Source organism: Alkalimonas cellulosilytica (assembly GCF_036325985.1).
GTDB lineage: Bacteria > Pseudomonadota > Gammaproteobacteria > Enterobacterales > Alteromonadaceae > Alkalimonas > Alkalimonas cellulosilytica.
In genome coordinates, this window is the sequence record NZ_JAUHLI010000013.1 from 86,860 (window position 1) to 105,201 (window position 18,342).

At 47.5% G+C, this 18,342-nt stretch carries 19 protein-coding genes and 1 tRNA gene; 7 read left to right on the forward strand and 13 right to left on the reverse strand.

The window, feature by feature from the left end; translation table 11 throughout:
• The first annotated feature begins 184 nt into the window (after positions 1-184).
• The 3 genes from ctlX (at position 185) to QWY20_RS13600 (ending at position 2,440) form a co-directional block, all read left to right on the forward strand.
• Entirely contained in the window at positions 185-1,093 is a 909-nt protein-coding gene (gene ctlX / locus QWY20_RS13590) for a citrulline utilization hydrolase CtlX (protein WP_330129554.1), read from the forward strand.
• A gap of 160 nt (positions 1,094-1,253) precedes the next feature.
• Positions 1,254-1,340: transfer RNA gene (locus QWY20_RS13595), tRNA-Leu, on the forward strand.
• 518 nt (positions 1,341-1,858) lie between these two features.
• On the forward strand, positions 1,859-2,440 hold the full coding sequence (locus QWY20_RS13600) for a hypothetical protein (protein ID WP_330129555.1): 582 nt from the start codon (positions 1,859-1,861) through the stop codon (positions 2,438-2,440).
• A 78-nt stretch (positions 2,441-2,518) separates the two neighbouring features.
• On the opposite strand, the gene QWY20_RS13605 is transcribed toward QWY20_RS13600, so the two are convergent.
• From QWY20_RS13605 to QWY20_RS13615, 3 genes are read right to left on the reverse strand one after another with little or no spacing between them, the layout of a single operon-like run.
• On the reverse strand, positions 2,519-3,592 hold the full coding sequence (locus tag QWY20_RS13605) for a discoidin domain-containing protein (RefSeq protein ID WP_330129556.1): 1,074 nt from the start codon (positions 3,590-3,592) through the stop codon (positions 2,519-2,521).
• On the reverse strand, positions 3,582-4,484 hold the full coding sequence (locus QWY20_RS13610; RefSeq protein ID WP_330129557.1) for a hypothetical protein: 903 nt from the start codon (positions 4,482-4,484) through the stop codon (positions 3,582-3,584). The genes QWY20_RS13605 and QWY20_RS13610 overlap by 11 nt, the downstream gene beginning before the upstream one ends.
• A 1-nt stretch (position 4,485) precedes the next feature.
• A complete protein-coding gene (locus QWY20_RS13615; protein ID WP_330129558.1) occupies positions 4,486-5,184 on the reverse strand; it encodes a hypothetical protein in 699 nt (232 codons plus the stop codon).
• Between the two features lie 389 nt (positions 5,185-5,573).
• On the opposite strand from QWY20_RS13615, the gene QWY20_RS13620 reads away from it, so the two are divergent.
• Both QWY20_RS13620 and QWY20_RS13625 read left to right on the forward strand, forming a co-directional pair.
• Positions 5,574-6,029: a hypothetical protein gene (locus tag QWY20_RS13620; RefSeq protein ID WP_330129559.1), complete on the forward strand. Its 456-nt coding sequence runs from the start codon at positions 5,574-5,576 to the stop codon at positions 6,027-6,029.
• A gap of 138 nt (positions 6,030-6,167) precedes the next feature.
• Positions 6,168-7,166, forward strand: coding sequence for a hypothetical protein (locus tag QWY20_RS13625; protein WP_330129560.1), 999 nt, complete (start codon positions 6,168-6,170; stop codon positions 7,164-7,166).
• A 140-nt stretch (positions 7,167-7,306) separates the two neighbouring features.
• Here the strand turns inward: QWY20_RS13625 and QWY20_RS13630 are convergent, their stop codons facing one another.
• From QWY20_RS13630 to QWY20_RS13650, 5 genes are all read right to left on the reverse strand, one after another.
• On the reverse strand, positions 7,307-8,047 hold the full coding sequence (locus QWY20_RS13630) for a thioredoxin domain-containing protein (RefSeq protein WP_330129561.1): 741 nt from the start codon (positions 8,045-8,047) through the stop codon (positions 7,307-7,309).
• A 16-nt stretch (positions 8,048-8,063) separates the two neighbouring features.
• Positions 8,064-8,600, reverse strand: coding sequence for a protein disulfide oxidoreductase (locus QWY20_RS13635; protein ID WP_330129562.1), 537 nt, complete (start codon positions 8,598-8,600; stop codon positions 8,064-8,066).
• Positions 8,584-10,692: a protein-disulfide reductase DsbD family protein gene (locus QWY20_RS13640; RefSeq protein WP_330129563.1), complete on the reverse strand. Its 2,109-nt coding sequence runs from the start codon at positions 10,690-10,692 to the stop codon at positions 8,584-8,586. Before QWY20_RS13640 ends, QWY20_RS13635 begins: the two co-directional genes overlap by 17 nt.
• A 555-nt stretch (positions 10,693-11,247) precedes the next feature.
• On the reverse strand, positions 11,248-12,261 hold the full coding sequence (locus QWY20_RS13645; protein ID WP_330129564.1) for an OmpA family protein: 1,014 nt from the start codon (positions 12,259-12,261) through the stop codon (positions 11,248-11,250).
• A gap of 197 nt (positions 12,262-12,458) precedes the next feature.
• Positions 12,459-13,319, reverse strand: a complete 861-nt coding sequence (locus QWY20_RS13650) for a sugar phosphate isomerase/epimerase family protein (RefSeq protein ID WP_330129565.1) — start codon at positions 13,317-13,319, stop codon at positions 12,459-12,461.
• Positions 13,320-13,470: 151 nt separating this feature from the next.
• On the opposite strand from QWY20_RS13650, the gene QWY20_RS18690 reads away from it, so the two are divergent.
• Together QWY20_RS18690 and QWY20_RS13660 are read left to right on the forward strand one after the other, a co-directional pair.
• A complete protein-coding gene (locus QWY20_RS18690; protein WP_330129603.1) occupies positions 13,471-14,790 on the forward strand; it encodes a PAS domain-containing methyl-accepting chemotaxis protein in 1,320 nt (439 codons plus the stop codon).
• Between the two features lie 85 nt (positions 14,791-14,875).
• Complete coding sequence (locus QWY20_RS13660) at positions 14,876-15,391, forward strand: GNAT family N-acetyltransferase (protein ID WP_330129566.1); 516 nt, start codon at positions 14,876-14,878, stop codon at positions 15,389-15,391.
• Here QWY20_RS13660 and QWY20_RS13665 read toward each other — a convergent pair.
• The 5 genes from QWY20_RS13665 to QWY20_RS13685 form a co-directional block, all read right to left on the reverse strand.
• The gene (locus QWY20_RS13665; RefSeq protein WP_330129567.1) at positions 15,369-15,689 is read right to left on the reverse strand and encodes a DUF962 domain-containing protein; all 321 of its coding nucleotides are present in this window, start codon (positions 15,687-15,689) and stop codon (positions 15,369-15,371) included. The two genes, QWY20_RS13660 and QWY20_RS13665, sit on opposite strands and share 23 nt — an antisense overlap.
• A gap of 20 nt (positions 15,690-15,709) precedes the next feature.
• Positions 15,710-15,955, reverse strand: coding sequence for a hypothetical protein (locus QWY20_RS13670; RefSeq protein ID WP_330129568.1), 246 nt, complete (start codon positions 15,953-15,955; stop codon positions 15,710-15,712).
• Positions 15,955-16,254 carry a YciI-like protein gene (locus QWY20_RS13675; RefSeq protein WP_330129569.1) on the reverse strand — a complete coding sequence of 100 codons (300 nt, stop codon included), beginning with the start codon at positions 16,252-16,254 and terminating at the stop codon, positions 15,955-15,957. Before QWY20_RS13675 ends, QWY20_RS13670 begins: the two co-directional genes overlap by 1 nt.
• A 76-nt stretch (positions 16,255-16,330) precedes the next feature.
• The gene (locus QWY20_RS13680) at positions 16,331-17,407 is read right to left on the reverse strand and encodes a glycerol-3-phosphate dehydrogenase/oxidase (RefSeq protein ID WP_330129570.1); all 1,077 of its coding nucleotides are present in this window, start codon (positions 17,405-17,407) and stop codon (positions 16,331-16,333) included.
• Between the two features lie 11 nt (positions 17,408-17,418).
• Positions 17,419-18,333: a pirin family protein gene (locus QWY20_RS13685; protein ID WP_330129571.1), complete on the reverse strand. Its 915-nt coding sequence runs from the start codon at positions 18,331-18,333 to the stop codon at positions 17,419-17,421.
• Positions 18,334-18,342 lie beyond the last annotated feature (9 nt).

Here is an 18,342-nt window from a genome sequence, read left to right on the forward strand (position 1 = left end):
GCACAGCAGGGCCGGTTGGCAGTGTCATTTGAAACAGGATAAAGGCTCTGCAAAAAATGTAATTTTTGCCATTTTGTCTGGCAGTTGAACTGAATACAATAGCGCAGTTTCCTGGCTTACCATGGTTTATTGAAAAGGAAAGGTATGCAGTCATTGATTTTGTCAGCGAAGTAGGTGATGCCTGATGCGTAATTCTGTGCAGGCCCCATCGGCTGTGGTGATGGTACGGCCCCATCACTTTTGTTCAAACCCGCAGACCATGCGGGACAATGCTTATCAGACCAGCAGTAACGACCGCGATGCCAAACAGCAGGCTTATGCGGAAGTCAGTGCTGCTGTGCGCCAACTCGAGCGGCATGGCGTGCTGGTGCATCTGTTTGAGGATGAGCAGCAAGCCACACCAGACTCGGTGTTTCCGAACAACTGGTTTTCCACCCATGCCGATGGCCGGGTAGTGATTTACCCGATGTTTGCTGAAAACCGCCGGCTTGAGGTTCGGCCGGACATCATTGAGCTGCTAAAAGCGCAGTATCAGGTCGCGGAAGTGGTTGATTACTCTGGCTACGTTCAGCAACAGCTGTTTCTGGAAGGGACCGGCTCACTGGTGATTGATCATCCCAATCGCCTGGCTTTTGCTGCGGTATCAAAACGCACCAGCCCGGCCCTGGTCCGCCAGCTGTGTCAGCAACTTCAGCTGACACCGGTGATTTTCAATGCCTTTGATCAGCAGGGCATAGCGGTGTACCACACCAATGTGATGATGTGTGTGGCCAGCCATTTCGTGTTGATCTGCCTGCAGATGGTGCCCGAGCAACAGCGCTCGGAACTGCTGGCCTATTTTCAGCAAAGCGGCCGGGAGGTGATTGATGTCAGCTATCAGCAGATCCAATCGTTTTGCGCCAACGCCATTGAACTAACCGGAAGCCATGGCCCCTTGCTGGCGTTGTCCGAAACCGCATGCAATGCCTTTACGGCCAAACAAATACAGCGGATGGAACAAAGTGTCAGCCTGGTACCGGTGCAGGTACCGACCATTGAGGCGGCTGGTGGTTCAGCGCGCTGCATGATTGCTGGGATCCATTTGCCTCGATAGAGATAACCATTGCAATGAAGGAATTTTATCCAACTGTCTGAATGGAAGATTTTAGCGCTAAGCTGCTGCAAAAAACAGCAGCTAAAACAAAGTGTCATAATTTCGCTTGCACCAACGAAATGGATTCGTATAATGCAATGGCTATACAGCATCCCCCCTTGCCTGGGTGGCGAAATTGGTAGACGCAGCGGATTCAAAATCCGCCGTTGGAAACAACGTGTCGGTTCGAGTCCGACCCTAGGCACCATTCATTTTAATAGTTCATCTTGATTTCATGGTTTCCATTTAAAAACTAAACACTATTGTTTTTCCTGTATCCCTGCCACACAACTACCTAAAGCTGAAGCAGATTGAAGGCTCACTGTCTTTTGTCGCTGAAGCCGAATTCGCCATACTCATAGCAACTTTCTACTTTTGATGTCAGTTATTTTCTGAGATGATTACCCCGGTGCTTATGCTCTGAGGTCAAAACCATGCGAACTGCACGTTCGCGGAATAAGTTGTTCTTTTTCATGTACTAACTCTCTCAAGAAAATTAGCCTCCGACAAACCCTGTGTGATTCACCGCTCGTTCACTCTAATGCAACCGTGGATAGTCCAGTTGAGTTTTATCATGCTGTTGCTTCATGTATAACTCAACTAAAAGAAATCTGAAAATAGTGTAGTATAAAAAGTGGGCATGCCCCTGTGCTTCAATCGTGATTTAAGTTAGAAGGGCTCTTTTTGCTCTAAGTTCATGAATAACATAGTAAAGGAATGACGTGCATGAAGTTTAAAACCAAAAAAATTTTAGCGGCGGCTCTGATGGTAACAACGTTCGGTGTATCTGCTTCAATCGATGAAATTATGCGTAGAGCTGAAGATATTTCGAGATACCAAGCTTTACTAGCGCACTCAGAGGCTAATATCCGATTATCAGCTTTAGACACTATGCTGAAGTCCTCTGATACCACTATTCGCGAGATTGCCTATGCGGCAGGTATATCGAGTGTTGATGATGTCACATTATCCATTACTCTACGAAATCGTTTTAATGAATTAAATCAGCTTACTGCCTTGATTCATTACCCTGAGAGAATGGAGAGTCTGGTTAGTGAGTTTAGAAAATCAAATGGCGATTTTATTAACTTTAACGTAGATTCATATAATGAAAGTGCAGGTTCATTTCGAGTGAGAAGCTTAGCAAGAGCAACTGGTCCAGGCAGTGGCAGTATCAATGGTTTATCCGTGTCTATGCGCCAGGGAAGTTGCTCTATTAATGCTTCTTTTACAGAAAATGGCCTTTTCGAAGGCATGTACTTCTGTACAGATGGAATGAGTGTTCCCGTTTCATTTAGAATAGATTGATTAAGCTTCCTCTAAATAATGCGGCAACAATACCTCTAGTTAGTTGTTGCCGTATTTCTGGAGGGTATGTAAATTCATTTAATAAACTTTCACTGTCGATATGGCGATGCCATCTTGCCCACCCCAATCAGATCTGATCTTTATCATTACTCTTCTAGCTTGAGTTGGAGAAATACTGATTTGCTTAGTTTCTTCGCCTCGGATCCATGTACCTGAATACACTTGATTCCAGCCTCGTCTTCCTGTTGCGGTACGGGTAACGTAGATTTCAAAATCTCTAATGAAGCTTTCAGGGTTCCCCGTGTAATTTTCAAGTATTAAGCCCTTAATATCTGAGACGGAATCCCCTAGTGAGAATTCAATGGTTACGGGGCTCGAGTCAGCTAAATAGCTCCAGAAAGTTGATTTATCATCGTCCACCATGTTAAGCACAGAATCAAGATTGGCTGGCTGGTGACTCCAGCTAACAGGAGTCAATGCCGCCATTGATTGACTTGATTCATTTTGCTCTAGAAAGGGAGATGACCGGCTTGTTGCAGTACTTACTTGAAAAAATGGCAAGATCGTTTCAATTGTACGATCAATTCGAAGAACTCTGCCAAAGCCACTATTGGAATCGACAGACATCAGAACGCCTACAATCGTCGTTCCAAGGAAAACCAAGGATCCGCTCATACCTTGGAAAAGTAAATCATCGGTAGATTCTGGCTGAACATGCAGCCATACTAAATCCTGACTAGTCATCAAGACTGGTGTAATGTAACGACTACCATCGGCAGATATACTGGATATGCTTAATCTACTTGCATTGCCCAAACTTGGGACCTGAGATGGAATTTGCGATAAATTTGCACCGCAATCACGTGTTATGTTACCTGCTAAGTTCATAATCGCGAGATCGTAGCCAAATGTTTGAAGAAGGTAGGCTTCCCCTCGGCTTCTGATATTTGTAGATGAAATCACATTAGCTTGAATAAAATCCCCCACAACATGATGTGGGGTAATTAAGTAGCATTGATCCAGTCGCTTAATTAAAAAACCCTGCCCACTTTCGTTTGACTCAACATACACTTGCGTGACTGGCTGAGCTAATACTGTCAATGAGAAACAAACAGACAAGATTGTAATAAAATAATTGAAGTTATTTCTCATGGTGTTCCTTGTTAACTATTTTCCGAAGAGCGAGGAAGATTTCAAACATTAAAAAAAGAATTGCAAGTAAGCTTGTCATCGAGACAATCACCGGGTCGTTTACAATTCGCTGCCATAAAGAAGACTTAACCGAATAGCCAGAACTTCCTAGCCGGTACACTCTGGCTATACTCGCATCACCATGGATATTGACCGCTAACATTTCTCCATTAGCATGAAACAAAAATCCTCTTACGGTGCTCTCTAAGCCCAGATCAAAGTTTTCGTATAGTTTAACTCTATCGCCAGCGTCAAGCGTAAATTCTCCTGCTTCATATCTAACATCACTACCTAAAACTTGTTCGATGATACGTATCTTCCCCTCATGGAGGATGTTCCTGATGCCTGGCGAAACGTCATCACCGATCGAGGTTGTACCGTAAAAAGGGAGTATGAGCGATTTCTCGGTTTCAATTTCAATTTGTGCATAACTACTAATGTTAATGATTTTTCCATCATCATAAAGTGTAGCTGCTGACTTATCCTCGTTGTTGTTTAAAATAACAACTAGAGTATTCCGTGATTCTGAAGTGGTGACTGTTAATTCTGTGCCACCAGTAACTTTTATTGCAAACTCACTTTCTTGCAAGTTGTAAATTTTATCATTGAAAATGTCATGTAAGGTTCCTTTGTAGTCAAGCTCCCAATGATTTAGAGGATGTTCTAGTGCTTGAATGGCCAAAACATCAGTCTTGGCTGTAATGCTGTACGCTCTTACTCTTTCTGCAAAAATTATGTATAAAGACAAAGACATAATTAGTGCTATGGTAGCAAAAACAAACAAAGTCCCCTTTCTTCCGGCAAGTCGTTTGGAAATCGCAACTATTAGTATATTAGTACGAGTTTTTTTCATTTTAGAGGCTAATTGTTAAACTGATAGGTGGAAGCACGCGTGATCCCTGTCTCCGAACCAAAAGAATATCTCCATGAAAGCTTTCTAAAAGTTCTTTTTTAATACGGCAGGTAGTATCGAAGGATGTTCTAACGCCGTCTCTTATTCTATTACATCGTATCGATTTGCTTTCTTTAGCATTGGTTAAATTAAGAAAAACATCACTGCGGGATGAGTTCACCATAAGCAAAATTTCCTCTGAAGTCCCCGAGCCTCTATTAGCAAGGAAAAATTGATTACTGTTGGTTTCAGCACAGTTTCCCTCACTTGCGAGAATTGCTAATTCTTCTTCTTCAAGTGATCTTAATAATGTTTGATAGCGAGTTGGGTAATTTGCAGTCACGCTGGCGGTGGCTTCTGTCAGATTTGAAACTAAATACGTGTTAGATGAGAAATAAGCTCCGTCGCGTGATTGCACTACAAGACAAACTTCTTTAGAGCCTATATTTTGAGGGAGTTGAAATGAAATAGAGCTTGATTCAGCACTACTAACAAGCATTACACCAACCAGTGTTCTTCCCGATACAAGTACCGTAGGTTGGTAAGACTCATTGAAAGGTTCGCTAACCAGCTTTGCATTAATAATTTTTTCTTCGGCAGATAAACCCATCGAAAAAATTACAGCAAGAGTAATTCCGATTAATATGAAAATTTTTTCCATGCTAACTGAGCAAACCATAGATTTGTTTCTCTTAATATGGGCTTTAAGCAGCTAATGTGCAAGTAAGTTTTATTAACTTAAGCAAGGCAGTCACTTATCTTAAACTACAGGCTATTAGGCCACGATTTGATGGTAGGAGTTATTTTAAAATTTGGCCTACAGCTGTTTTCCTTTGAACTGTGTAGATGAACAGAGCTTAAAGTGCAGTTTGAGTTGTAATGATTAATATACACATACCTTAGAAAGGTGTCGTGAAAGGTTGTAAGTTGTGTTTTTTTGTGCGATTTTTAATCAGGTCGACGGCCTAGTAACGATCAAAACAGTGCTTTCGATCTTTTTTGGAGTTGATTTGGTGCATGTGTTGCCAACTCATCAAGGAGGAAATACTTATGACGTTTTTCAAATTAAATCAGCTTGCTACCACGTTGCTGACTATATCATTGTTAATAAACTTTAATGTGGCACAAGCCCAGTCTGTATCAGAAAAAAGAGCTGCTCCTCGTGCTATTGGTGAAACAGAAAAAAACCTCTCACCCCGCGCTTTAAAAATTGAGGGGATAAAAGGGGAGCCTACCATACCTCGCTCCCAGCAGGTGCCTGGAATCGGTAAGGTTTTCTTCCCCGGCGACCATTTTTCAGAGGCCTTCCCGGGTGATCATTTTACGACAGGTCAGATCAGCGCATTAAATGCGCAAGGTGTTCGTACTGTCGAGCAATTTCTTAAAGCAGATGCCGCAGTTATTGGGCGTTTAGTCGATGCGGATGCTCGCACGGTTGGTCAATGGCAGCGCACTATTCACCAGAGCATGCGTGACAATCGTAAAAAGCCAAACCGAGACCGCTAATTTTTTCACGTCAAAATAATAAGATGAGGTAGCTACTAGGCGACTTCTTCTTACTGACACCGCTTGGTAATTTCGCTTAGTAATTTAGAGCTTTGAACCAAGAGCGTTTTTCAATTGGAAATGATGAAAGGAGTTAGCATGCGCTTTAGGAATAGCCATTTCTCGATGAATCAAATCATATGTACTGGACTGAGTGTTTTTCTTACTTTGAGTATCATAGGGTGTGGTGATAGTAACCACAGTAAAAGCAGAGCATTTGTAGACCCAGAGCTGCAGTCCTGGTTAGATGAGTTGAACGAAGGCACATCGGTATTGAATATATCTGGCGCTGTTTCTGCTGGCGGAGAATATACCACAGCAATTGATCCGCGCTATGGTGGGGTGAGTAGGGATGTGTATCGCCCAGCCATAGGGGGTGGTGCATCTCGCTCAGGAAGTAATGCAGAGGGTCCTTATTCATTAACTATTTATACCGACGCAATACATCAAGATGAGCCTGATAATACCGTTCGCGCATGGGTAAACCTAATCCTGCCTAGTGGAGCTGTAGCAGGGAAAAGCTACCAAATCGCCAGTTTTTCTACCGCCAATGAGCATCAGGTTCAGGCTCACCTGCGAGGTGATGGGCACGCGTGGACATTTGATCAACAGGTTGAGGGGGAACTGCATTTATTAGAGCTTGGAGGGAAGCTCACAGCTGCATGGCGTTTTAGTGCTGCCGATGGGAACCGTGACGATGCTGCGAAAGTTTTGGTGCAAGGAGCAGCCCGTGATATTGCATTTGTTGGCCAACCTGAAGCTCATTATAAATTAACCATCAATGGCGAAACCCAAACTCACTTGGGGCGGGTAGCTATTAACCATGGCAATAATGGTGCTATTCTAACGATTGGTAACCGGATATCGCTCATGTTACCAAAGGATATTAGCAATGGAGAGTATGCGCTTGCCAGCCGGGCAAGTGAACAGACCCTTCGGGTTATTTTATCTCGTTATGACGTAGATAGTATTACCGGGGTTTTGCACCTGGTGGAGCGTGGCGAATTATTCGATGCAGACATTCGATTTGAAACATCAGGTGCCGATCATGTCGTTCTGGAAGGTCGACTTGAGCAATTAACACTTATTGCTGAGTAACCTGACAGTGTGAATATTCGAACTGCGAAAAGCCTGTTCATATAGAAATCAGAGCACTAACGTGCTCTGATTTTAACCATGCGGCCAGCTTCGTTCCGGTTGTTGGCACTTGTTGGCATCATGCCAGCCTTTCTTGAGTATTACCTCAACGAAAACTCATGTTCTGCAATCTCAAGTAGTTTTGGGTAAGGTACAAAGCCCGGTATAACTTGTTCACCGATCATAATCGCAGGGGTACCACGGAGCCCAAAGCCAGTAAAAACAGCCATGTTGCGCTCTACAATTTGCTGGCTTTCTGCTGAGGCAGTTAACAATGCATCATTGCCAGTGCTGGTGCTTATGTGCCTTAAGGATTCTGATGTATGAAGCCCTGATTTTTTCATTAACAATTGATGTGCTTGTCCAAATTGCGTTTTGTCGCTGAGCCATAAATCCAGCGCTAATAAAGCTGAGCTGGTTTTTGCACCTGCAGGCTGCTGTTGGCGTAATGGAACCAGAATGTTAATTACCTGTATTGTCGGGTATTTTTCAATTAACTTTTCCAGCTCTGGTTCCAGTCGCTTACAAAAGGGGCAATCATAGTCGGTAAATACAATAATTTGATGGGCAGCGTTTGCATTCCCCATCACTGGATGCACGGAGTTATTGAAAAGCCAGTCCTGATTTTCAGCTAAAAATGCGTCTTTTTTTGTTTTCTGTACCAGATAATTATTCAGTCCCTGATGCATGCTGTTTATTAGCATCGGGTTGGCGCTTAGCATGGTATTAATCTCACTAAGTTCGCGTTGCTGTTGCTCAGTTAAGCTTTGAGCCTGAAGTGGTGAAGCGATGCTAAGTTGCAAGCCACCTATGGTGCACAGCGTCAATAAAAAATTTTTCATAGAGACAGTCCTTATGTTAGTTAAAATGTTTGTAAAACCAGATGCGGGCCTTTAAGCCCAGAGACGTCGTAAGCCCTGATGTGACCCAGACAATCTGACCATTGACTACCAACGCAATGGTTGGTGTTACACCCACTTGCCACTGTTCAGTAAGCAGGCCATTCTGGTCGTTTATCACTGGGAAGTGGTAATCTTTAGCTGTCATATAGTGGTGTAGTTTCTTGTCATCACCTGAGCGCAGGGCGATACTAACCACTGGATAGTTATCGTTAAAGCCGTCAATGACTGGTGAGGTCAACTGACAAACCGGACACCAGCTGGCCCAGAAATAAACCAACACAGGTCCTTCGTAGCTAAGGCTCTGTACATCATGTCCCTTGCGCTGAATATCCATAAGTAGCTGTTGTACCGGTAACGATTCAGGGACCAGCCGATTGCGGTACCAATCCAGTGCCAGCACCAGCGCGAATAACAACACACTATAAAGACAAAACCCAATCAGGCGGCGTAGCCAGCGGTTTGTCGGGCTGTTTTGGTTATTTGGCTTGGTCATGGGCTTGCTCCAATGCTTGAATGACCACGTCAGTGGTTAAAAGGGTAGGTAAGGCAATACCTTCAGGCGCACCAGGGCCATACACTTTATTAAAGGGAACGCCGAAGGTGTTGTTACTTTGTAGATAATGGCTGATAGCTGGGTTGCGAACTGTCCAGTCACCGCGTATCCGAACGATACCCGGCTCTGCCAGCGCGTTGTGCACGGGTTGTTGTAGCAAGACGCCAATTTTGTTTGTTTTACAGGTAATGCACCAATCTGCAGTGATATCAACAAACACCACGTTACCAGCAGTGACAGCAGTATGAATATACTCGTCAGACAGAGGCTCCCAGTCATGATCAGCTGGTAATACCTGCTGCCAACTTTTCGTAGTAAGCAGGAGTACGATACCTGATGCCGCTCCTAGTAATGCAAGTGCGCTAAACAGGTAGATAATGATTTTTAGTCCATAGGTTCTTCCTAGTATAAACAAGGTAACCACACCTAAGGTGACCACTAGTAGCGTAAAGGTTGTGGTGCTAATAAAAGGCGTTAGTAAGCTAAGCAACCATAAGCTGGTTGCAAACATCATGACCGCGAAAAACGGCTTTACCCACAGCATCCAGCGACCCGGTTTAGGGAGCCATGCGGCTAATTGTGGCAAAGCAGCGAGCAGTAACCAGGGTAACGCCATGCCTATCCCCAGCGCGGTAAATATAAGTACTATGGTGATAATGTCCGCTGAAAGTGCAAAAGCAACTGCCGTACCCAAAAAGGGCGCGGTGCAAGGTGTGGCTAATAATGTGGCTAGCATGCCCTGCAAAAAGTGACCGGCGTAGCTATTGTTGCCTTTTGTTGCTGCCCAGCTACCTAAAGAGCCCGGTAAACGAACCTCAAAAGCGCCTGCCAGATTTAAAGTAAATAACCAGGTGACACCTACCATCCCGGCAATAAAGTAAGGGTTTTGGAATTGAATACCCCAGCCGATGCTTTCACCCGACCATTTCAGCAAGCTAAGTGCCAGGGCTAACAGCCAGAACGAGGTGACAATACCCATTGCGGAAGCCAGAAACTGCTTTCTGATAGTGCTACTTTGTGTCGGTTTGTTCAGCAGCAAACTCTGCAGTTTTATCCCAAGTACTGGTAATACACAGGGCATGATATTCAGGACCAAGCCACCAGCAAGGGCTAATAGTACAACCAAGATCAGTGATCGTTGACTATCCAGAGGTGCAGAAGTTACCGCGGTTAAGGTAATCGGATACTCAGCAGCGAATGCTTTGTCGGTGACTGTGGCATAAAGCGTTTTGTCTGTCAGATCGGGCAAACCCAACCAGTGGCTGGCACTCACTACTACACTGAGCTCTCTGCCTGATATGTTGGCAGGTGCAACCTCGTACACTACTTCAGACAACTCATCTTCATTGCTGTGAATAAACACTTCAGGGGTTGTCCAGCCATGCTCTCGTGCCAGCTGAATGTAGATTTGTCCTGGCTTGTCGGTGATGCCAGCTTGCTTAATGTGCACATCCGCAAGTGGTTGCGGTACCTGACTCATTGCCTGGTTAAACAGGAACATCTGTTCTTCATCGGCTTGCAGCGAAGCTAAATCTACCGGAATCTCCAGTTCAAAGTCTGTTAATACACAGATTGTGGTGCAGCTTGGCATGGTGAGAACGCCTTGCAAAACGGCTGAGGTTGCACCGGGCGTGACTTCCAGTTTCAGCGGAAAAGTAACGCTTTGCTGATACCCCTGAATGGCAAAACCCTGAACAAAATAACGTGATGGTGCCGGCCAGAACCAATGAATGTCGGCCAGGTTTTTTGAGTCCGACCATTGAAACGAAGGTGGAATACCACCTTCACCAGGCGCCTGCCAATAGGTTTTCCAGTCGTCATCCAACGCGACCTGCAAGAGTGCGGGCAAGACAGCAGAGGATGCATCATAGTCGCCGGTTAGCGTTAATTTTACTGATAAATGAGGTGCTTCAGCTGTTGTTAGCCAACCCGTGCTGGGAGGGTTAGTCAGAGCGCTCGCGCTATAGAATATGCTGCCAATAAGCCCAAACAACACCCATGGCTTACGCCAGAGCGGATAAAGGTGATACATGTGATTTTCTCCTGAAAAAAGATAAAAGCGTGGTTTTTAAGCCAGCTATCTATTCCAGGAAGCAACAAAATACGGAGTGCGTGCGTCGTTTCGGACGCCAGAATGGTTTAAGTCTGCGCGGCTTTTGGGGGCGGAATACACCAGCAAACAGCAATAACACAATAAAAAGGATGGCGACAAAATCAGACAAGTCCTGTTGAGCCTGAGTGGGTAGATAGGAGGTTTTGTCACAGCCTTCAGTGTTGACTGAGTACTTCCCGTCGCTCTGAGAAGCAATAGTGCTTTTTTGCGTGTCAGCCAAAGCCTGCGAATCAGCTGTATAGGTTGCCGTCGCAGTTGTACTCAGATTAAGGAGGTTTTGCCAGATTTTCGCACTGCTACCCCAGCATGTGACGAAAACACACAATAGCAGCGCAAAAAATATGCGACTGTTATGAAGTTTTCGGTGTATCTGAGAGAGCATCGCGTCATGTCATTTGTTTAATTAGCAACAAGCCTAACAGAACCATAAGGTGATTAGAATAGATATCGGCCTTTTAGAATATTTTAAGAGCACTAACGTGCTCTGATTTCAACCAGTTCAACGCGCCGGTTCAAACTGCGGCCAGCTTCATTCCGGTTGCTGGCAATTGGCGCCATCATGCCAGCCCCGGAGGCTTGTAACCGGGCCGGGTCGACGTTATGCCGTTGTTGTAAGTAGCTGACCACTGCTGTTGCACGTTGTAGTGAAAGTCTGAGGTTGTAGTCAAAGTCACCAACATCATCAGTATGGCCAACCACCAGCAGCTTCAACTCGGGTTGTTCTTGCAGCAAGGTAGCTATGGTGCTCAGGCTGTCGGCAGATTCTGGCAAAATCTCATCGCTGTCAAATGCAAAGAGTATATCCTGAATGGCAACGCGGCCACTTTCTATCAGACTGTCTGCCATTTCGTTCGATGTAAGTGGCCGGTGCTCCATACTGACTTCCATGGCTTCTTCGGTCACTACATTAACAGTCACACCAGTACCGCGGGGGTTGTTACCGGCAAATAGGTAAGTAGAAACACTGACCGTAAGTGCTTCAGCTGGCTTTTGCGCCAAGATGTAATAAACATTTTGCCGAACCTGGATTGGGCCATTGGCAGCGAGGTGCCGGTGTTGAGTCAGGAAGTTAGCACTGCGTCCGGCGCTTACCAGCTCATCACCCTCACCACTAAACAGGATGTCAAAACCCTGCTCTTCTAGCGTATGAAGATAACTGCGATGAACCCGCAAAGGACTGATATCAGGATCTGTGAACTCATAGATCATTCTCAGATGCTCGCCTTCTACGGTCAAATCTGCAGAGTAGGCTCTGGTTCTTAAATCCAGAGCTCCTGCGGGTAGCATCACTTGTGCAAAGTCGTCTCTTTCAAAAGTACGAATAAATGATCCCGCGACTCGTTTCACCGCGGGATGATCACCAGCACCGTCGACGTCCTGGCGGTTATCAGCCTTAGCGCTATAACTGAATAGGAGTAGTCCGGTCAGCGCGATAATTAAAGGTAAAAGTAAATGGCGTTTTGAATAGGAGTATCTGAATGACATCATGCAATCTTCCTTGGTTTGGTCATTATTGCTGAATTATCTAATGCAGCGGTATAAATAATAAGCATACACACTAATATCGCTGGTATCAAAGGCAAAGGGGGAAGAGCTGATTAATACGCCTGCGTTTTATCCATGCCCGATAACACGGTACCGGAACTTCGATACCGCATTGTTGTAACTGTACTTTGCAGTAACACTCACAATAGGATCTGGCTAAAACCTTGTAGCCCCTGCTCCAGCGTGCGTTGCAAGTCGTCCGTATGGTCTCTTTCAACAAAAGCATGCTGCAAACCCGCCAGGCTGCTTTGTGCTGCTATAGGAGCAAAATCAATGATGCCTTGGCCAAGATCTGCAAAGCCACCATCGGCTGCCATATCTTTTAAGTGCCAGAGCGGGAAGCGACCGGGATGCTGCTTGAACAGTAATGGCATGTCCACCTGTACTTTTGCTGCCCAATAAATATCCAGCTCCATTTTTAGGCTGTGTGCACTGGTTTGCTGCAACAATACCTCATAAGGTGTGGTGCCGTTGGTCGGGATAAACTCAAAGTCATGATTGTGGTAGGCAAGTTGAACCCCAGCAGTTTGAAACTGTTCACCTATACGGTTTAATTGCTCTGCCAGGTTCAGGTAGCTGGTAATCCCATCGGCACGCTCATGATCGTGCAGGTAGGCAAGCACCACGTAGCTATGCCCTAAGGTCAGGGCTTCTTCCAAAACCTTGCTGGGTGAACTGAGTAAGGGCTGCAACAGGGTATGTCCGGCTGGCGCTCTTAGCTTAAAGTCTGCTAACCATGCGGCGAGGGTGCTGGCCGGGTGATCGAACAGGCCGGCAAACTCCACCTCTTGGTAACCAAGGTTGGCAATGAGTTGTAAAGTGCTGCGAACATCCTGCTGCATCAACTCTCTAACGGTAAATAACTGCAAGCCGGGCCGAAAACCTTGGCCAGCGAATCCCAGGCCAGGCAGCATGGTTGTACTGACGATTAAACCTGAGCCCGCCACTAGCTTTAAAAAGTGGCGACGAGCCGCATTTTGGGGCGAAGTTGCTGTAGGCATGTGCTGCTCCTATGTCGTATGAAGGCTGTGTTGTGAGGTGCTTCTACTGGCAATCTTTTACGCTATGTTCAACAGCTTTAAACTCCTTGACTAATGTAATCGCTTTCATCATGCTGAGCGAATAATTAATTATTCAAAGGCATGCATGACGATGTTTGGTGTAAAAAAGTTACGCTTGGAAAATGAATCGCTACGCCAAGAAATTGCCTCAATAAAGCAAATCAGTGTGGCTGTCAGTGCCGAGATGTTGCGATTGGATTTAACCCGCAATGGCCAGGTTGTATCCGTAAATCAGAACTTTGAGCAGGAGATTGGCCTTTCTGGTACGCAAGTGCAAGGAAAGCCTATGAAGGAACTGGTCCCTGCAGCGCTTCGCAGCACGGATCATTACAAGAAACTGGTCGCTGCCCTCAATGAAGGCAAAGTCTGGATCGGTGCCTGGCAAGTTGCAAATGCCAATGGTCAGCAATTTTGGTTGCGTGCTGCTGTCTGCCCGGTAAGGAACCTGGATGACAAGCTGGAGCGTTTTGAGGTCTATGCAACGAACTTAACCCGTACCATTGAAACGTCCCATCAGCACGAAAGTGTGATGAAAGCGATGCTTCGTTCTACCGCCATGATTGAGTTTGATATGGATGGCCATGTGTTAACTGCCAATGATCTTTTCCTCGGTGCCATGGGCTACCGGTTAGAGGATATCAAGGGTAAGCACCATCGGATGTTTTGTGCGCCTGAAATCTACAATCACAAAGATTATCAGCTTTTTTGGCAACGTCTTCGCAGTGGTCAATTTTTTTCAGAGCGTTACGCACGTGTCGATAGTGCTGGACGCGAGGTTTGGCTGCAAGCGTCTTACAACCCCATCAAAAATGTGCAGGGTGAATACGACAAGGTGGTTAAATTTGCCACTTTGATTACGGACGAAGTAGAGCAGGAGCGTGAAGTAACCGCTACTGCACAAGTTGCTTTTGACAGCTCTCAGCAAACGGATAGCAGCACTAAGGAAGGGATCCGAGTGGTGAGTGAAACAGCGGCAATGCTGCAACAGCTTGAAGTGGAGATGGGGAAAGCCGCTGAAATTATTCATGGGCTGGACAAGCAATCGGAAGTTATCGGAACCATTATTCAAAGTATCAGCAGTATTGCGGATCAAACTAACTTGCTGGCACTGAATGCTGCTATTGAAGCAGCCAGAGCTGGGGAGCAAGGCCGGGGGTTTGCCGTGGTAGCGGATGAAGTTCGGCAACTGGCCTCACGCACCAGCGCTGCCACAGTAGAGATTGTGGATGTGGTTGGTAAAAACCAGCAGCTGGCAGCAAATGCTGTGGAGTTAATTCAAGGTAGCCAAGCCCAAACTCAGGATGTGACTGAGCTGGTCAACCAGGCAAGAGCCGTGATTGACCAAATCCAAAGCAACGCACAAAACGTGGTAGATGCAGTAACGAAGCTTTCCCAAAGATTACAGCACTAGGTTGAACTGGTCGGGGTCTTTAGAAAGGCCTCGACTTGCCTTAACGGTATAATCGGCTGTGATTATTGGATTGGAAACTTCAAACATGAACATTCGTTTTGCTACCCATGACGACTTCGAACAGATCTGGCCAATTTTTCATGCCATTGCTGCAGCTGGCGAGACCTATGCCTTTGCCAAGGACATCAGCAAAGAGGAAGCCAGACAGCTGTGGCTGCTCACGCCAAGGCAAACCTTTGTAGCGGAAGATGAAGGCCAGATCCTTGGCACTTACTATTTGAAAACCAACCAGGCTGGACCTGGCAGCCATGTCTGCAATTGCGGTTATATGGTGGCAGCAACTGCCAGAGGGCGAGGGCTTGCGACTGCCATGTGCGAGCACTCACAACAACAAGCGAAAGCACTGGGCTATCAGGCGATGCAGTTTAATTTTGTCGCATCCAGTAATGAAGGCGCCGTCCGATTGTGGCAAAAGCTTGGGTTTGCCATTGTAGGCCGATTACCCAGGGCGTTTAACCATCCATCGTTAGGGTTGGTTGATGCGCTGGTGCTGTACAAGTGGCTATCAGCTTCTGAACCTACCAGCGGATCTTGCCGGTAAGCACATCTTTAAACATCACCCAGTCGCCCATCAGACTGTACAGTGGGTATTTAAAGGTGGCCGGTTTGTTGTGCTCAAAGAAGAAATGCCCGACCCAGGCAAAACCATAGCCTATGACCGGCAAAAGCCACAGCAGCTTCCAACTGGCAGTGACTAGGGCGATTGCGACAATCAGTAACACCAGAGCGCTGCCAATCACGTGCAAACGACGGCAGGTTTGGTTTTGGTGTTCTGCCAGATAATAGGGATAAAACTCGCGGAAGCTGCGAAATGGGTGCAGTTGTTCAGCCTGGGGCATAGAAAACTCCTGAGTTTATGTTACCAAAAAAATAATAGAGTACAGCCAAGCGCTAACGCCGCAAAGATCCAGCCCATACGGCGCAGGTCGCCGATGATCACTTCTTTTTGTGCCAGCAGCTCGCGCAGTTCATGGCTATCCAGCGTACCACAATCCGGGCATTTGGCCTTGATATGGTGATTGTAGAGCAAGCCACAGCGTTTGCAGGGGCTTTTCTGACGCATTTCGCGTATCCAGCGGAGCCGGTCTTCAATATACAGTGGCATTAGTCGGGCCTGATAATCGCCATATCGCCGACGACCGTGTTCCATGGGCGCACTTCCCAGCGACCCACCAGGCCATGGCGAACATAAGGATCCTGCTCAGCAAAACGCTCAGCTACCGCCGGGCTGTCGCCCTGAAATAACAGCACAGCGCCATCGACCGGATCGGCCAGAGCACCAGCGAGCACTAAATCACCTCTGGCATGGGCGGCTTTGGCATAGGCCAGATGCTGACCACGCCAGGCTTCGCGTCGCTGTACGTAATCTTCGACCAGATCACGGTAAAACAGTAAGTAATGCATCCACTTTCTCCATCAGGCTCACCAGCTTTATCATACTGTGCTCGATTGCAAGCGCAAGGGGTGGTTGACGCTGCTGTTATTTTGCTGAGTGCTGAACTTGTTGCACTACTTGCCTGGCCAGTGCCCGTGCTGTGGTCCATTTACCACCGCTGACCGTTAACAGCTGCTGTTGCCAATGCAGGCTGTATTCCCGGCTGGCTCGGCTGCTGTCGCTACTGCTTTTTAATAAGGGCCGCACACCAGCAAAGCTGCCAAGAATATCGGCAGGCTGTACCTGGGGCTGAAAGTACCGGTTGTACGCCATCAGCAACTCATCCCGTTCGGCTTCGGAGCAGGCAATTGGCTCGTGCAGCTGCTGCCGGACTTCGGTAGTACCAAGCAAACATTGGTGCTGGTAAGGCAGGGCAAAGACGATGCGACGACTACCCGGGACTTCCAGCATATGGCCGTAGCGGCCCAGGCTTGGCAGCAGCAGATGACTGCCACGTACCAGATCGAGTGACTGCTGTACAGGCAGCCCGGATTGCTGCAACAAGGCTTCGCTCCATGGTCCTGCGACATTGATGATGCGATCAAAGGTTTGCCAGCCGGTACTTAGCAGCAGTTCGCCGTGAGCGGCCAGTTTCAGTACTGGTTGGTGCTCAAAAATAGTGACCCCGGCCTTGCGACATTTGGCCGCAACCCAAAGCCCTAGCTGATAGTCATCCATCTGGCCATCAAAAAACAAATAAGCGCCTTGCAAGCCTTCGGCTGCCAGCTGTGGTGAGCAGCGCAGGGTTTGCGCGGCAGTCAGCCAGCGATGACGTCCAATGCCTTTGCGGCCGGCAAAGAAATCATACAGCACCAGGCCGATTTTCAATTGCCAGCGTGGACGTCTGCCCTGGCGGTACAGCGGGTACAGCAGTGGAATGCGCCGGGTCAGCTGGCTGGTTTTATTCAGCCACCAGCGCCGCTCCTGCAAGGCTTCACGCACCAGGCGAAACTCGCCTTGCTCAAGGTAACGCAGGCCGCCGTGCAACAGCTTGGAGGACGCCCGGCTGGTAGCCTGCATCAGGGCATCGCGCTCGAACAACTGCACCTGATGACCCGCTTTTGCCAGCTCCCAGGCAGTGCATAACCCATTGATACCGCCGCCGATCACTGCGATGCGCATGATGTGTCCAATTAGGTTGGGAATGGGATCCATTCCGCTTCATCGCCCGGTACTTTGGGGAAGCGGCCCTGTTGCCAGTCTTGCTTAGCCTGCTCAAGCCGCTCTTTGCGGCTGGAGACAAAATTCCACTCCATGTAGCGCTTGCCAATGGCTTCACCACCAATCAGGGCAATACGACTGGGCTTTGTCGCTGTGATCTGCACGCCTTCGGCATCGCCAAGTACTACCAGTTGGTGGGCTGTCACTGGGCTATCTTGCAGCTGCAATTGGCCACTGGCAAGGTAGAGACCACGCTCCGGGCTGTTTGGCAGCGTCAGGCTCTGGCCTGGCTCTAACTCTGCCTCAAGGTACAGAGTTTGGTAGAAAGTTTTGACCGGTGACGTCAGGCCATAGGCTTTGCCAATCAGCACCCGCACCGGTACGTCATCGACCATAGTGCCTGGGATACTGCTAGCCGGGTAATGGTAAAAAGCCGGTTCAATTTCTTCATCCGCTTCAGGCAGTGCCATCCACAGCTGCAGGCCATGCAACCGGTGATCGCGGGCGGTCACTTCCGGGCGCTCACGCTCGGAGTGCACGATGCCTTTGCCTGCCACCATCAGGTTGATATCACCCGGGGTGATCGGCTGATAACTGCCCAGCGAATCGCGGTGCAAAATCTCACCTTCAAACAGATAGGTCACGGTTGCCAGATTCACATGCGGGTGGGGCCGGACATTGATGCCGCTGCCAGCGGCAAATTCGGCCACGCCCATTTCATCAAAAAAAATCCAGGGGCCGATGCTGCGCCGTTCACGCACCGGCAGACTGCGCCGGACAGAGAATCCACCCAGATCTTTTGGCTTTGGGTCGATAATCAGCTCGATAGCGGCGCAGCCGTGCCGTATGCTGCAATCGGACTCCGGCTGTTTGTCTGTTGTACTCATACCATCCTC